Origin of the sequence: Psychrilyobacter piezotolerans, from assembly GCF_003391055.1 — a bacterium.
In the GTDB taxonomy this organism is placed as follows: Bacteria; Fusobacteriota; Fusobacteriia; order Fusobacteriales; family Fusobacteriaceae; genus Psychrilyobacter; species Psychrilyobacter piezotolerans.
Window position 1 is genome coordinate 172660 of record NZ_QUAJ01000003.1, and the last position, 16489, is coordinate 189148.

General features: G+C 32.0%; 17 protein-coding genes. 13 read left to right on the forward strand and 4 right to left on the reverse strand.

The genetic code is table 11. The features are described 5' to 3' along the window. The first annotated feature begins 73 nt into the window (after positions 1-73). Genes DYH56_RS03060 through DYH56_RS03080 form a run of 5 tightly spaced genes read left to right on the forward strand, consistent with a single transcriptional unit; the run spans position 74 to position 5000 of the window. Complete coding sequence (locus DYH56_RS03060; protein ID WP_114641384.1) at positions 74-688, forward strand: hypothetical protein; 615 nt, start codon at positions 74-76, stop codon at positions 686-688. A gap of 15 nt (positions 689-703) precedes the next feature. After that, on the forward strand, positions 704-1519 hold the full coding sequence (locus DYH56_RS03065; RefSeq protein WP_114641385.1) for a purine-nucleoside phosphorylase: 816 nt from the start codon (positions 704-706) through the stop codon (positions 1517-1519). Between the two features lie 30 nt (positions 1520-1549). Then, positions 1550-3067: an ABC transporter ATP-binding protein gene (locus tag DYH56_RS03070; RefSeq protein ID WP_114641386.1), complete on the forward strand. Its 1518-nt coding sequence runs from the start codon at positions 1550-1552 to the stop codon at positions 3065-3067. Beyond that, positions 3067-4122, forward strand: a complete 1056-nt coding sequence (locus DYH56_RS03075; protein WP_199532956.1) for an ABC transporter permease — start codon at positions 3067-3069, stop codon at positions 4120-4122. Before DYH56_RS03070 ends, DYH56_RS03075 begins: the two co-directional genes overlap by 1 nt. After that, the gene (locus DYH56_RS03080) at positions 4122-5000 is read left to right on the forward strand and encodes an ABC transporter permease (protein ID WP_114641388.1); all 879 of its coding nucleotides are present in this window, start codon (positions 4122-4124) and stop codon (positions 4998-5000) included. The genes DYH56_RS03075 and DYH56_RS03080 overlap by 1 nt, the downstream gene beginning before the upstream one ends. A gap of 268 nt (positions 5001-5268) precedes the next feature. On the opposite strand, the gene DYH56_RS03085 is transcribed toward DYH56_RS03080, so the two are convergent. Beyond that, complete coding sequence (locus DYH56_RS03085) at positions 5269-6195, reverse strand: HD-GYP domain-containing protein (protein WP_158539028.1); 927 nt, start codon at positions 6193-6195, stop codon at positions 5269-5271. A gap of 505 nt (positions 6196-6700) precedes the next feature. Here DYH56_RS03085 and DYH56_RS03090 point away from each other — a divergent pair. Beyond that, entirely contained in the window at positions 6701-7909 is a 1209-nt protein-coding gene (locus DYH56_RS03090) for a tetratricopeptide repeat protein (RefSeq protein WP_114641390.1), read from the forward strand. A gap of 19 nt (positions 7910-7928) precedes the next feature. Beyond that, positions 7929-8066 (forward strand): hypothetical protein, encoded by a 138-nt coding sequence (locus DYH56_RS15815; protein ID WP_158539029.1) that lies wholly within the window; start codon positions 7929-7931, stop codon positions 8064-8066. A gap of 540 nt (positions 8067-8606) precedes the next feature. Here DYH56_RS15815 and DYH56_RS03100 read toward each other — a convergent pair. From DYH56_RS03100 to DYH56_RS03110, 3 genes are all read right to left on the reverse strand, one after another. Next, positions 8607-9038 carry a toxin-antitoxin system YwqK family antitoxin gene (locus DYH56_RS03100; RefSeq protein WP_310739927.1) on the reverse strand — a complete coding sequence of 144 codons (432 nt, stop codon included), beginning with the start codon at positions 9036-9038 and terminating at the stop codon, positions 8607-8609. Next, complete coding sequence (locus tag DYH56_RS15820) at positions 8981-9169, reverse strand: hypothetical protein (protein WP_158539030.1); 189 nt, start codon at positions 9167-9169, stop codon at positions 8981-8983. The genes DYH56_RS03100 and DYH56_RS15820 overlap by 58 nt, the downstream gene beginning before the upstream one ends. 72 nt (positions 9170-9241) lie before the next feature. Further along, positions 9242-9661, reverse strand: coding sequence for an RDD family protein (locus DYH56_RS03110; RefSeq protein ID WP_114641392.1), 420 nt, complete (start codon positions 9659-9661; stop codon positions 9242-9244). Positions 9662-9910: 249 nt separating this feature from the next. On the opposite strand from DYH56_RS03110, the gene DYH56_RS03115 reads away from it, so the two are divergent. The 6 genes from DYH56_RS03115 to DYH56_RS15825 all read left to right on the forward strand — a co-directional run bounded on the left by DYH56_RS03115 (position 9911) and on the right by DYH56_RS15825 (position 16380). Continuing rightward, positions 9911-10495: a YeeE/YedE thiosulfate transporter family protein gene (locus DYH56_RS03115; RefSeq protein ID WP_114641393.1), complete on the forward strand. Its 585-nt coding sequence runs from the start codon at positions 9911-9913 to the stop codon at positions 10493-10495. Further along, the gene (locus DYH56_RS03120) at positions 10492-11046 is read left to right on the forward strand and encodes a DUF6691 family protein (RefSeq protein WP_114641394.1); all 555 of its coding nucleotides are present in this window, start codon (positions 10492-10494) and stop codon (positions 11044-11046) included. The genes DYH56_RS03115 and DYH56_RS03120 overlap by 4 nt, the downstream gene beginning before the upstream one ends. 151 nt (positions 11047-11197) lie before the next feature. Next, positions 11198-11398, forward strand: coding sequence for a cold-shock protein (locus DYH56_RS03125; RefSeq protein WP_114641395.1), 201 nt, complete (start codon positions 11198-11200; stop codon positions 11396-11398). Positions 11399-11730: 332 nt separating this feature from the next. Further along, on the forward strand, positions 11731-12570 hold the full coding sequence (locus tag DYH56_RS03130) for a CheR family methyltransferase (RefSeq protein ID WP_114641396.1): 840 nt from the start codon (positions 11731-11733) through the stop codon (positions 12568-12570). After that, positions 12567-15494, forward strand: coding sequence for a response regulator (locus DYH56_RS03135; protein ID WP_114641397.1), 2928 nt, complete (start codon positions 12567-12569; stop codon positions 15492-15494). The genes DYH56_RS03130 and DYH56_RS03135 overlap by 4 nt, the downstream gene beginning before the upstream one ends. Further along, positions 15475-16380, forward strand: a complete 906-nt coding sequence (locus DYH56_RS15825) for a response regulator (protein WP_158539031.1) — start codon at positions 15475-15477, stop codon at positions 16378-16380. Before DYH56_RS03135 ends, DYH56_RS15825 begins: the two co-directional genes overlap by 20 nt. Positions 16381-16489: the final 109 nt, after the last annotated feature.

Below are 16489 nucleotides of genomic sequence, written 5' to 3' on the forward strand. Positions count from 1 at the left end.
AATAGGTGGAATAGCTTTGACTTGCTCTTTAAATTTTAGTATAATATAAAAACTGTTTATAGGAGGTTATTAGGTGGAAATTAACTGGATTGACTGGTTTGGTTACTTAGCTTCATTGGTAGTTCTTGTATCTTTAACTATGAGTTCAATCATTAAACTTAGATGGATTAACTTTGTGGGGTGTATATTGTTTGCGACGTTTGGATTTTTAATCCATTCCCTGCCTACAGCATTAATGAATATTGGGATAGCGTTTATAAATTTATATTTTTTATATAACATTTATAACACCAAGGAGGAGTTTCAACTGGTAGAAGCTGAGACTGAATCTGAATATTTTAATTATTTTTTAAAGGTAAATATGCAGGAGATAGAAAAACAAATATCCAAAGATGAATTAAAGGCTCAAAATAAAGGTTTATATATGTTGAGAAATAACAATATAGCCGGGATTTTACTGGGAGAAAAGAGTGCAGATGGGGTCTTTTTTATAAAAGTGGACTATGTGACTTCCCCATACAGAGATTATAAACTGGGGAAATATTTCTTCGATGAGCACACAGAGTATTTTAAAAAGAATGGGATTCACAAATTAATGACAGAAGGTACGGAGGATTCCCATAGACAGTACCTAAAGAAAGTTGGATTTAAAGAAACAACAAAAGATCTATATATCAAAAAAATTTAAATGGAGGTAAAATTCATGTATAGTAAGGTAGTTGAAACAACAAATTTTTTAAAAGAAACAACAGAATATAGACCCAAAGTAGCCATAGTATTAGGTTCTGGATTGGGAAACCTGGTGGATTTTATAGATGAAAAAATGGAGATAGATTATAGTGATATTCCAAATTTTCCTGTATCAACTGTAGCAGGTCATGACGGTAAATTAGTATTTGGGAAAATTGGCGGAATAGAAGTCGTGGCAATGAAGGGAAGATTTCACTTCTATGAAGGATATGAGATGAAAGAAGTAACTTATCCTATGTATGTAATGAAGCAGTTTGGGATTGAAAAATTAATAGTTAGTAATGCTGCCGGGGGGAGTAATAAAACTTATGACCCGGGGACATTGATGTTAATAACAGATCACATCAATGCATTTGGAACTAACCCCCTTATTGGTAAAAATGATGATAGGTTTGGACCGAGATTCCCGGATATGACAGAAGCTTATAAAATATACCTTAGAGATTTGGCAAAGGAAGTTGCAGATAATTTGGGTATAGCTTATAAAGAAGGTGTATATCTAGGGACAACAGGACCTACATATGAAACTGGAGCAGAGGTAAGGGCATTTACTGGTATGGGAGCAGACGCCATAGGGATGTCTACGGTACCGGAAGTAACTATAGCAAACTATCTGGGAATAGATGTACTGGGAATATCTTGTATCACAAATATGGCTACAGGAATAGCAGAAAAAGCTCATTCCCATGAAGATGTAGTGGATGTAGCGAAAAAAGCTGGGGAAAATTTTTGTAACTGGGTAATAAATATAGTAAAAAAAATAGGATAAAAAAATATAAAAGGTTCTAGGAGGATCAGAGTGACAAACTATATTTTAGAAATGAAAAATATGAGAAAAACTTTTTTAGGTGGAAAAGTCGTAGCAAATGATGATATCACTTTAAACATAGTAAAAGGGGAAAAACATGCTATTGTAGGAGAAAACGGTGCCGGTAAATCCACACTGATGAAGATATTAAACGGGTTATATACTCCTACATCGGGAACTATATCTTTAAATGGAAAGACTGTAGACATAAAAGGACCTGGAGAAGCAGCTAAATTGGGAATAGGAATGGTATATCAGCATTTCATGTTAGTACCTACCCTGACAGTTGCAGAAAATATGATCTTAGGTGTAGAGCCCACTAAGGGAATGAACCTGGATATAAACAAGGCTCGTGAAGATGTGAGAAAAGTATCTGAAAAATATGGTTTGGCTATAGACCCGGATGCTATAATATCGGATCTTTCAGTTGGAATCCAGCAGAGGGTAGAGATCTTAAAGATATTATTTAAGGGAGCTGACCTGCTTATATTTGATGAGCCAACAGCTGTACTTATTCCCCAGGAAGTAAAGGAACTATATAAGATAATGGATAACCTTATTGAAGAGGGGAAGACTATTATATTTATCTCCCATAAACTTCAGGAGGTATTGGATATTTCAGATAATATCACAGTAATCAGAAGGGGAAAAGATGTAGCAAACTTTGAAACTAAAGATGCCACAAAACAAAAAATTGCCAATGCCATGGTAGGCAGACCGGTACTATTTACTACTGAAAAACCAGAAGTTACTATCGGTGATAAGATAGTGGAGATCAAAGACTTAAATGTGAAAAATAATAAAGGGTTACCGGCAGTAAAAAAAGTATCCCTTGACATAAGAGCAGGAGAGGTATTAGGAATTGCAGGTGTAGAAGGATCCGGGCAGTCGGAACTTGTAGAAGCTATTACAGGATTAAGAAAGATTGAATCTGGAGACTTCACTTTAAATGGTGAAAGTCTGGCTGGTAAAACTCCCAGACATATTACATTAGCAGGATTAGCTCATGTACCGGAAGACAGACATGCAAGAGCAGCAGTATCAGAATTTTCAGTTAGGGATACATTTGCCTTTGGGGTACATAGAGAAAAATTTACAAAGAACAAGATATTGCTCGATGTAGATAAGTTGGAAAAAGAAGCAGATTTCTTTATGGAAGCTCATGATATAAGACCTAGAGGAACAAAAACAGCCTTTGGAAAATTATCAGGGGGGAACCAGCAAAAGATAATTGTAGCCAGAGAATTGGAGAAAAAACATGACTTCATCATAGCCTCTCAGCCTACAAGGGGAGTAGATATTGGAGCCATCGAAGCTATCCATAAGCTGATCTTGGAAGAAAAGAAGACTGGAAAGGCAGTGATGGTAGTATCAGCAGAACTATCTGAAATTTTAAACTTAAGTGACAGAATAGCAGTTATGTGTGGTGGAGAGGTTACAGGAATTCTCGACAGGGAAGATGCTACTGAAGAAAAGATCGGAATCTTAATGGCCGGAGGGAAGTTATAATGAATAGAAAATTACAAGGATTATTAGTTCCTATTTTAGCTGTATTTATTGCACTGGTTTTAGGTGCAGGAATAATAACTTATCTAGGAGAAAATCCATTAAAAGCATATTACTATCTATTTACAGGGGCTTTTGATGGTGAAAGAGCCATTGCAAGAACACTGTTAGAAGCAACACCTATGATCTTTACAGGATTATCTGTATTGGTAGCTTTTAAAGCAGGATTATTTAATATCGGAGCTCAAGGTCAGGTTATAATGGGTGGATTGGCAGCAGCAGCAGTTGGAGCTTTTGTACACAACATTGGTATAAACAATGTATTCGTAGTACTTGTCATAGCAGCAGCAGCAGGTTTTGCCTGGGCAGGAATTGCAGGTTGGTTAAAGGCAAAATTAGGAGTACATGAAGTAATATCTACTATCATGTTAAACTATATAGCGTTAAACTTTGAACAATACGGATTAAACTATCCATTGAAAGCTGGTGGGCCTATGGGACCAAGTCCGCAGACTCCTCCAGTATTTGAAGCCAGCAGACTGGCTATGCTGATGCCCGATACAAAAGTGGCACTTAACGTAGGATTTATCATAGCAGTAATAGCTGTGATCCTTATCTGGTTTATGTTTGAAAAGACTATCACCGGGTATGAGATCAAAGCCGTGGGACTTAATCCTACAGCTTCTGAAAATGCAGGGATAAATGTAAAATGGAGAATATTATTTGCCATGGGAATAGCAGGATCGTTATCTGGATTGGCAGGTGCCGAAAGAATCCTTGGAGGAGTAGGACAATATACCTACAGACAGGGAATCATGGGAAGTTATGGTTTTGACGGTATCGCAGTAGCACTGCTTGGTAAGAATTCACCAGTAGGTGCACTCTTTGCAGCTATACTATTTGCGGCACTTAGAACTGGTGGTAGATCTATGCAGTTTAACACATCTATCCCGAGTCAGATCATAATAATCATTCAGGCTATCATAATATTACTGATTGCTGCGGAAAATATGTTCCACGCAATATTGGATAAAAAAAAGAAGAAGGTGAGTAACTAATGTCTATCTTTATAAGTTTAATCTTAGCTACAATTAGACAAGCAGCTCCTATATTAATTACGGCAATTGGTGGAATGTTCTCTGAACTAACAGGTGTTGTAAATATAGGATTAGAAGGAATGATGCTGATGGGTGCATTCTCAGCAGCGGTAGTTTCATACTATACAGGGAACCCATATGTTGGAATTCTTGGCGGTATGATGGCTGGTGGAATCATGGCATTACTTCATGCAATCCTCAGTATTAAATACAAAGGAAACCAGGTAGTATCAGGGGTAGCGATCAACTTGTTCGCATCTGGATTTACAGTATTTATGTTAAGAGTATTGTTTAACCAGTCTGGAAACACTCCTACAGTACCTAAAACAGCTACATTCTTCGGGATGTCTATAATAGTATTTATCATCTATGCAATTGCCTTTGCATCTCACTGGTTTATCTATAAAACAGTATGGGGTCTCAGGATGAGAGCTGTCGGGGAACATCCACTGGCAGCAGATACAGTGGGTATCAATGTATTAAATGTAAGATATTTTGGTGTAATCATGTCAGGACTGTTAGCTGGTCTTGGAGGAGCTTACCTGTCTATCGGAGCATTATCACAGTTTACCAAGGAAATGTCGGCAGGTAGAGGATTTATAGCCCTGGCAGCCTTAGTATTTGGTAAATGGACACCAGGCGGGGTATTAGGAGCAAGTTTACTCTTTGGTTTTGCAGATGCAGGACAGACTTTAATCCAACAATATGTAACCGGGGTACCGCCTCAATTTATTCAAATGTTACCATACATCCTTACACTATTAGCCTTAGCAGGAGTAGTAGGAAAGGCAGTGGCACCAGCTAGTTCTGGAAAGCCGTATGATAAGAGTGACGACTAAGACCCTCCAGACCTCACGTCTAACTCCTCTCCCGATGACGAGTATTAAAATTAAGTATATTTAATACTAAATTTTAAATGTCAAGGAGAGGCGGACTTTTAGAGAAACCGAGGCAGGAGAGTTAAAATATAAAAAAGCAGTAAATCTAATTAGATTTACTGCTTTTTTTATTTATGGATATCCATTAGCTTATGCTGTTGGTTCTAATTTCTATCTGTTCATAGAACGGTACAATTCCATTGGTTGGATTAGTATTCAGAAATCTAGTTTAAGCGTATCTAGATACTATTTTATTCCCTTTAAAATATTTATCAATTGAATATAGTTTTTCCTCTATAAAAATGTCTATAATTTTAGGAGAGAATTGAGTCCCTCTATTTTTTAGAAGATCTTCAATTGCTTCTTCTTCACTTAATTTATTTTTATATGATCTTTTTGATGTCATTGCATGCCAACAGTCTGCTACACATATGATTTGAGATAGTAATGGGATCTCATCTCCAGTTAATCCATTTGGATATCCTTTTCCATCCCAACGTTCATGATGAGATAAAATATATTTAGATATATCTTTTAATGTCTTGTTCTTTGAAATTATTTCATATCCTATCTGTGGATGTTTTTTTATAAGGTCAAATTCTGAATCAGTTAGTTTTTCTGTCTTATTTAATATATCAACAGGAATCATTATCTTTCCAATATCATGCATCACAGCAGCCCAATATAAATTCTCAAGTTGTTTTTTATCTAATCCTAACGACTCGCCTATTCTTACAGAATAGATTGCCACAAGTTCAGAATGTCCCTTTGTATAATCATCGTAAACTTCTAATGTTCTTATAAAAGATTGTACAATATTATTTTGTAGTATTGTTTTATCAAAATAACTTTTGCTTGAACCTTTATTTATATCTAAACTAAAACCATCTATAGGTTCCTTGTTTTTTAATTTTTGTTCCACTTCTTTTTTATACTTTCTATTTATAATTGTTTTTTTAGGAGATGTTTTATAGAAATCTATATTTTTATTCAATTCTTTTAAATCAAAACCAATGGAATCTATATATTCTGCTTTTCCATTATTAATAGTATATGCACGGCCTAAATCATTTTTATTTGATATGGGAGATGCAATTCTAAATATTTTTTTTATAAAATATTTATCATTATATTCTATTGAACTCAACATTTTCATAGATAGACCGAATAAATTATTCATATAGTTTCTGCATGATAAGTATATAGGTTTCTTATCATACCCTCCTTTTTTATTTATTTTAAATATCCTATAAATATTTTTTATTTTAATCTTTAGGAACGTTAATATCAATTTTTCAAGAACTAATTTATATATATTATTAGAATACTATTTTTAGAATTGTTCTTAGGTTTTTTACGATAATCGTATTGAATACTTTTTCAGTTCTCTTTTAAGAGTTCCTATAGTATGATATACTAGTTACAACTAATCCCTCAAGTTTTTTAGAAAAACAGACAAAAACTGAATTTTAAACACCTTTTTTATTCAGTTTTTCCATAAATGGATAGGCTACAATAAGTTGGACAGTTTTTTAAGGTCATATAAAATAAACAAAAACTGAATTTTAAACACTTTTTTATTCAGTTTTTTCCATAAATTGAATTTTAGTAGAAAAAAATGAACATTAATTATATAATACAAGTATATTCCAGGAGGTTATATGGAAGATAAAATATTTGAAATAGCTAAAATGTATAAAATAACTTTTAAAGAACTGGGGTGTAAGGGACTTAGTTCTTCTTATCTCACTAAAATAAAAAAAGGGCATAATTCTTTTAAAGAAAAACACATCCCTTTATTAGTTGATTCTTTCAATAAAATTTTTCAGGAAAGAAGTATAAATAGAGTTCTTACTGTAGAAGAATTATACATTACTTCTCAGCAGGAACTGGATCAATTGGTCAACGAAAGTCTTATAAATAAAAGTATCTATTCCAAAGAAAAACAAGAAGAGATCGAGTTATTTGGACGAAAGAAAGAAGTTCATAGCTGTAAATACCAATATATTATAGCCAAATATAATCAAAAGACAGGTGAAAAAGAAAAAGCTTTAAAGATCTATTACGATCTCTTAGATCATTTCTCTTGTTTTCCTTTTTTTTACTCTATCTTAATAGAAATTATCAGATTAGAAAAATTAGAATTTGTCTATGAAATATACCTGAAATATCAGAAGGAAATCGACAGAGCTCCATATAAAACAAAGGCTAATTTAATCTACAATACCGGGGTGAGTCTCTTAGTAACTAAAAAATGGAGTAAAGCTGTCTCATTTTTTAAAGTTATTATTGATATGCCAGAGATTACAAAAAATTACTATTATTCCTACAATAACCTTGGGGCTTGTAATCAAAACTTAGGAGAATATGAAAAAGCCATTGAATATTTTAAAAAAAGTGTAAGCGATCCATTAAATTATTATGATTTAGAAATTTGTTACACCAACATTATTTCTTGTGCTAAAAAAATGAAAAATGAAATACTGGTAAAAGTTACTGTTAATAAACTTGAGAATATACTCAAAAAAATAAAAAACAAAGTTTTATATCAAACTTATTGGAATTTGGGGTTATCTTATCTATATTTAGGGGAGAAAAAAAAAGCTATCAATGCATTTGAAATGGAAATTTCATTTCCTTTAGATCTTAACCATCGTTTCTTTAACCCAACTAAATATTTAGACTCTATCAAACACCTTGTTTTACTCCATGGTCATCAGCCATTAAAACAGCAGGAATTAATAAAAATAATCTGTAAGATACCAAAACAAATGATGTGTTACGACTTTACTATGTATATATTAAAATTTTATATAAATAATTCTTTAGAATATGAAGCTAATCTTCTTATTCAGAAAATACAACTATAAATTTAAAGGGGGAATTCAAATGAAAAAAAAATGGCTAGTATTAATAGGTGCTTTATTACTCTTCAGTATGACTTTTGCTAATAAAACTGCTGGAATGGATAGATCAATTTCTGACGTGGAAACTAAAACTAAAATTGAAAAAGTTAATAAAAAATAAAAAATAACCCTTAAACCATATATGGTTTAAGGGTTATTTTTTTATAGTATACAAAAACCTGCAAATTAGACACTTTTTTTCTAGTGTCCAGTTCACAGGTTACAGTATAAAATTTGAGGACCTTTTTTATTAAATTTGTTTCATAAATTATATCATATATTTTATGATAAATATTGGATTAAGAATGAAAAGTCTTTTAAAAAATAAATCAGTACTCTTTAATTCAGAATTACTTAAATTAGCATTACTTAATCCAGCAATATGTAACCGGGGTACCGCCTCAATTTATTCAAATGTTACCATACATCCTTACACTATTAGCCTTAGCAGGAGTAGTAGGAAAGGCAGTGGCACCAGCTAGTTCTGGAAAGCCATATGATAAGAGTGACGACTAAGACCCTCCAGACCTCACGTCTAACTCCTCTCCCGATGACGAGTATTAAAATTAAGTATATTTAATACTAAATTTTAAATGTCAAGGAGAGGTGGACTTTTAGAGAAACCGAGGTAGGAGAGTTAAAATATAAAAAAGCAGTAAATCTAATGAGATTTACTGCTTTTTTTATTTTCTTTCGTTGAGAATAACTCCTTGTAGAAAGCAGAAATACTATTGTCTAATTTCCCATTTTTATAATAGACATTATTTTCTATCTTCCCATCTTCAGAATAACTACTGGCTAATCCATGTTTTATTCCATCTTTAAAATTTATTTTATATTTAATTTTTCCACTTCTGTAATACCCAATAAATTCACCATTTGCTTTATCATCTTTAAAATTTCCTTTTACATCAATTTGACCATTTTCATAAAATGTAATGGATTCACCAATTTTTATTCCATTTTCATAATTTTCTTTAAATTTGATTTTTCCATTTTTATAATACGACACAGATTCTCCATTGAGTTTCCCATCTATATAATTTGCTTCGGTACTAATTTCCCCATTTTTATAATAACTTCTCCTGTATATGGAGTTAGTTGATTGACTTCATAATGCACCCCATTTCTACGCTGTAATTGATCTCTACTAATTGAACGCTCAGGTTTCCCACAACTAATGAAACTAAAACTTATCAATAATATCAATAATATTTTTTTCATTTTCATCTCCTATTTTTTACATGAATTTTTAACTTAGTTTTATTAAGTCAATTATTAACTGGTTAGAGAATATTATTTATTTACCACGAGGCAACCTGCCATTTTGTCATGTAATCCCTGTTTTTTCGAGGTAAATGCCGCCATTAGAAAACCGATGTATAGTGTTAGGATTGAAATGATTTTCCCAAAATATCGACCTGATGCCTTACTAAAGCTAATACGGTTTCCATTAATATCTGTAACTTTTATTCCAAGAGCCATTTTCCCCAAAGTTGCTTGTTTGGTGGAAGATTCAAATGCTGCAAAATAGATCCATCCTGTAATAAACCCTGTAATTCCCCCTGCAATCCTCTCTGCTCCTATTGCTCCAGTTCTCGACATTGTAGAAGTAATAACTCCTACAATAAATCCTGTTATTACACCAAGTATAAATGTAATAAAACCATCGATAAAAGATGCCCCAAACCTTTTCCAAAACCCTGCATAAGTCATAAATTTTCTCCTTTTTATAAATTTAATTGTATTTTAAAAAGTATTTAATAACTATTTAAGTATATATGGAAAAATTTAAAAAGTCAATCCTCAAAGAAAATCGCTTAGAAGAATATTAAAGTTTAAAAGGAAATTATGGAGTTTATAAGAATTAAGTTATTAGGTAATGAAAGGTTAGGGGTATATAGAAAAAGATCATTTAAAGGGGAGTGAAATGAATTCCCTATTGTTTAAGATGGAGGGGAGAATATGAAAAATTTAATCAAACAGCAGCAATGGAGTTGGTTTATAAGTGGTATAGTTCTGGGTCTTATTTTTATTATCGCTGTAGTTCTTGTAAAACCAATTGGTGTTTCTACACAGTTTGTAATATTTGATGGTGTGGTATGGAATTCAGTTCAAGAACTAGTCATTGAAGAAGCAGGAGCCGAGAGCGGCTATTCTAGCTTCAACGCATATATAAATAAAAGCGGAGGAAAATACGCCGAAAGTATTGCTAATCCTCTAAATTATAGTTTTATATTTGTATTTGCAATGATACTAGGCGGTTTTACCGCCAGTAAATTACAGGATAAAAAAGTCAAAAAAGATGAACAGTCCCTCCCTAAGGTCTGGAAGGATAGGTTTGGGAAATCACCCAAAAAAAGATACTTGGCATCCTTTTTAGGAGGAATACTGGTATTGTTCGGTGCCAGGCTTGCTGGTGGATGTACCAGCGGGCACATGATGAGCGGAATGATGCAGACATCAGTCAGCGGTTATCTATTTACTCTGGGAACATTTGCTGTGGCAGTACCCGCAGCCATAATTTTATATAAAGGAGATAAAATATGAATATAATACCAGCTCTTGTAATAGGATTTTTATTTGGATTTATCCTCCAGAAAATTGGAGCTTCAAATCCACAAAAAATTATAGATATGCTCAGGTTAAAAGATTTTCATTTAATGAAAACAATACTTTTTGCCATCGGACTCAGTAACCTTTTATTATTTACCCTTCTGTTACTTGGAATTGTGGATGTATCACATCTAAGTATAAAATCATCATATATGGGAGTTATAGTAGGGGGAGGTATAATGGGACTGGGCTGGGCTATATCTGGATTTTGCCCAGGAACAGGTTTGGTTGCCCTTGGAGAAGGTAGAAAGGATGCACTTTCATTTGTTTTGGGAGGAACGATTGGAGCATTACTTCTAACCCTTGTATATGAAAAAATTAAAGATACAGTCTTATTTTTTGATCTGGGAGGAAAGATGACTTTGGCTGTAACTAATGTCAAGGGAAGTCCTGCTTTATTTCCTGCCATTTCTGGGATATTTGTTGCAGGAGGGATAGGCATCCTTTTTATAATTATTGCGTTTATATTGCCAGATAAAAAATAAAACTTTACTTTTTATAACGATTATGATATTATTTAATGGTAACAGAGAGTAAGACAAAAGTTTCATTAGTTAAAAAACCTTGAATGGATTAAAAGTTAAATGGATTTTAAGAAAAACTTATCTGTATTAAAATTTTACGGAGGAAATATATATGTTAAAAGGAACAGTTAAATGGTTCAACGATGATAAAGGATTTGGATTTATTTTGGCAGAAGACGGGAACGATTACTTCGCACATTTTTCACAAATCAACAAAGAAGGATTTAAAACTCTGCAGGAGGGAGCGGAAGTAACTTTCGAAATTACTGAAGGTGCTAAAGGTCCTTGTGCTACAAACATAGAAACTGTATAATTATGTAAAATTTTGAGTATTAAAGTGGTGGAAATTTCTGCCACTTTTTTATTTTGCCGTTTTTAGGATGTTAAATTATGAAAAGTTAGTAAATCAGCAAATAATTTCTTGTGCATTTTTTTAGTATTTTTTAATTTTTGAACAAGTCAGGTTAGTAACAAGATTATCTATAGAAAAGTAAGATTAATTGGAATATGGAGGTTATTATAGTAATATATAATTACTTATCATACAAGCAAGAATGACCTACGTTTGTAGAAAAACTAGGTTCTTAATAACTGAACTAATACCGGTAATTTACATGATGAGATTTTTAAAATTGGAGGATTAGTATGAATAGATATATGAATGATATCATCGATGTATTAAAAGTCGATTTTGATATAAATATCTCTATTTTTGATGAGTCTTTTTTAACGAGAATTATTAATATGAGAATATCTGATACAAAATCAAAAAATATTAAAGAATACAAAAAGCTGATTAAAGAAAACATTCAAGAAGCTATAGTATTAAAGAGACTGCTAAACATTACATACACAAGATTTTTTAGAGATTCTTTGATATTTGCTCAGTTACAGAAGATAGTTTTACCAAGTATTATAACAAGTATTAATCAACAAAGAGAATTAAGAATTTGGTCAGCTGGATCTTCAGGTGGTCAAGAGGCATATTCTTTAGCTATTTTAATTTCCGAATTTGAAGAGGAATTAGGAATCAAGATTCCATATCGAATAATTGCTACTGATATATCAGAAACTAAGCTTAAAAAAGGCAGGAGTGGTATTTTTAGAAAAAATGAAGTTATTGATCTAAAATTGAAATATATAGAAAAGTATTTCACCAGCAGGGGGAGTGAATATATTATAAGTGAAAAATTAAAGAAGAATATCAGTTTTTCATATTTTGATTTAACTGATGATAAAAATATAAAACCACCTGAAAGTATTTATGGTGACTTTGATTTGGTATTGTGCAGCAATTTATTATTTTACTATAATCCGGAAGTTCAGAAAAAAATAATAGTAAAATCAGAGTTGTCGTTAGGACCAAATGGCTATTTTATAACTAGTGAAGCTGAAAAAGTATTAGTAAAAGATTTTACAAAATTAAAACAAATAAATCCAACCTCTTCAATTTTTAAATTGAACAACCAAGGAGCAATACTATGAGAATAAGAGATTTTAAAATTGGAACAACGCTATTATTTAGTTTTTCAATAATACTAACCCTTGTTGCTATTATTGGACTAGTTGCATATTCCCAAACAAACACATTACAAGGTCAAGTAGAAACTTTATATGAGCATCCTTTACAAGTTAGACGTGCAATTGATAATTTGAAATTAAATATTGCTGAACAAAGGATAAATACTAAAGATTTAATCCTTGAGGATAACGTAGAAAAACATCAAGAAATTATAGCTAGAGCGGCAGTTCTGGATGCTGATATTGAAGCTAAATTTAATACGATTGAAGAATTGTATCTAGGTCCTTCTTCGGATATATCAGACGCTTATGATGCTTTTGTTGTTTGGAGAGTTTTAAGAGAAGGAAATTTTGATAATATTTTAAATGGAAATACTGAAGAAGTAATTGTAAGCATCTCACCTGGTGGGACTGAAGCAATAAAAAGAGATGATCTGCTGGCAAAAACTGAACTTATAGATGTTTTTGCTCAAAAAAAAGCTGATGAATTATATACATCATCTATCAGATTACATGAAAATATGGTATTACAATTAATAATTATAGTTTCTGCAATATTTGCCCTTACTTTGATTATAGGCTACTGGTTATATAACTCTATCAGGAAACCAATTTTTATTATGATTGATGCCGTTTTAAAATTTCAATCCGGGAGTATGAGTTCAAGAATTACTTATAAATCTAAAAATGAATTTGGGACACTGGCATATAGTATAAATACAATGTCAGATATTATTCAAAGAAACGCAGTCTTAAATCAACAAACAATTCAAATGTCAGGTAAAATGATGATTGAAAATGACGCTCATGAATTCTTTAAGGTAACATTGAATAGTCTGGCTGACTTTTCAGGTGCTCAAATAGCTGCTGTTTATCTTTTGAGTGAAGATAATAAAACATTCAGACATTTTGAATCTATGGGGTTAGCTGTAAAGGCTAAAGAAGAGTTTTTGATAAATGAACTTGAAGGTGAGTTTGGATCTGTATTATTAAATAAGGAAATACAACATATCAGAGAAATACCTGATGATACAAGATTTGTATTTAATACAGTCAGCGGGGAGTTTTTACCAAAAGAGATTATTACATTTCCTATTCAATCAAATAATCAAATAATCGCTATCATTTCTTTAGCATCAATAAATACTTTTGGTGATAATGCGGTAAATCTAATTGAGAATATAGCCGATGGATTAACTGCCCGTATTGAATCGATAATATCTGAAAATAAAGTTAAAGAATTTATGACTGAATTAGAACAACAATCTGCAGAATTAGTTGAACAAAATACTAAACTGGAAATGCAAAAAAAACAACTTAATGAAGCAAGTAATTTAAAGTCTAACTTCTTATCAAATATGAGTCACGAGTTAAGAACCCCATTAAACTCTGTTATTGCATTATCCGGAGTTCTTTCTAGAAGATTAATGGATAAAGTTCCTGAGGAAGAATATGGATATTTAGAAATTATTAGTAGAAATGGTAAGAATCTCCTGGATTTATTAAACGATATTCTTGATATTTCAAGGATTGAATCAGGTTATGAAGAAATTGACGTTACTAAATTTAATGCCAATAAACTTTTAAATGAAATTGTTGAAATGCTTGAGGCCCAAGCAAATAAAAAAGGTATTAAATTAAAACACAACAAAAAAAGCAATAAATTAATTATTATTAGTGATTATGATAAATGTCTTCATATACTCCAAAACTTAGTAGGAAACGCTGTTAAGTTCACTGAAAAAGGGAGTGTAACAATTGATGCTTCATTTACAAAGGATGCATTGGAAGTGAAAATTATCGATACAGGAATTGGTATTTCTGAAGAATTCTTGGAAAACATTTTTGACGAATTTAGACAAGCTGATGGCGGAACTGCCAGAAAATTTGGTGGGACAGGACTTGGTCTTGCAATTGCAAAAAAATATGCTGAATTACTCGGAGGAACAGTAACTGTCCAAAGTGAAGTTGGTATAGGATCGACATTTACTTTAATAATTCCAAGTGCTCATAACAATTACGAATTAGTTAATTCTATTAAAGATGAAAATCAATATGTTGCTGCAAAAACCCTCACCTCTGCATCTAACAATTCAAAGAAGAAAACAATTTTATTAGTTGAAGATAACGAATCAGCTATTATTCAAATAATTGATTTGGTTGAAGGAATGGGAGTAGAAATTATATCTGCTGAAAATGGAGAATTAGCTCTGGAAATTTTAGAACATACTATTCCTGATGCAGTGATTCTTGATTTGATGATGCCAAAAGTTAATGGTTTTGAAGTGCTTGAATCAATTAGAAACAATGATTCAACAGCCTCTGTGCCCGTATTGGTATTGACTGCCAAACATTTGAATAAAGAAGAATTAATTAATTTAAAAAGAATTAACATTCATCAACTAATTCAAAAAGGAGATATTGATAGAATTAGACTTCAAACTTCGATATTTAATATGCTGTTTCCTACAGATGAGAACTTGTTAAAGAAAGATTCTATATCTAAAGAAGGTATGCCAAACATATTAATAGTTGAAGATAATCCAGATAACATGATTACAATAAAAGCTATTCTTGATGGCTTATATAATATTATTGAGGCTAAAGATGGTATTGAGGGAATCCGAAAAACAAAAGAACATCATCCTGATTTGGTTTTAATGGATATTGCTCTACCTGGAATTAGCGGAATAGAAGCATTTAAGGAAATAAGAAAAATAAGTGCCTTAAGAGACATCCCTATAATTGCTATAACAGCTAGTGTTATGAAAGAAGATAGAGAATTTATTTTATCTCAAGGATTTGATGGATTTATAGCTAAGCCGATTATCTCTGAAGAGTTATTTAACGCAATAGGAGGGGTATTAGATGGCACAAGAAAGAATTAAAATTTTAGCAATAGATGATATTCAAGATAATCTATTAATCTTACAAGCAGTTATCAACGATACATTTGAAAATGCGATCTTTTTTACAGCCCTTTCTGGACCCAAAGGGATAGAGCTTGCTAAATCAATCAATCCAGATGTTATACTTCTAGATATTGTTATGCCTGTAATGGATGGCTACCAAGTTTGTGAAATTTTAAAAAAAGATAATACATTAAATGAAATTCCCGTTGTTTTTGTTACGGCAAATAAAGATGATAAAGAAAGCAGAATACGTGCCTTGGATGTTGGTGCTGAAGCATTTTTATCGAAACCGATTGATGAAAGTGAATTAATAGCTCAAATTAGAGCCATGCATAAAGTGAGAAAAGCAAACCTGCAAAAGGTGAATGAAAATAAAAGATTAGAAGCTTTAGTTGCCGATAAAACTATGGAATTAAACACAACAATAGCTGTTTTGAAACACGAGAAGGATTTAACTCAGAAATATTTGAACGACTTAATATTAGCTGGAAAGATATTTGAAAATAGCATTGAAAATGCACCGATACCGATTATGATTCACGCAGAAGACGGTACCGTTTTAAATATAAGTCAAAATTGGACTAAACTTACTAATTATACAAAATCTGATATTCCGACTATATTTGATTGGACAAAAAAAGCATACGGTAAAAATAAAGATGAAGTACATGACTGTATTAGAAAGTTGTACAAGTTAACAGAGACACAACATGATAGTGAACTTGTAGTCACTACCAAAGATGGAAGACAACTTATTTGGGACTTTAATTCCAGATACATTGGTGATTTACCTGATGGTAAAGCGGTAGTTATGAGTGTTGCTACAGATTTAACTGAGAGAATATGTGTTTTGCAACTTTAAATGTCAGCGGTGTTGCAATTTAAAAAGTCACCACTGATCACTTCAATAACGATAATGAATTTTCTACTCTCCAGTTGCTTCCGTTGAACATGATAAGGTGTCCATGGTG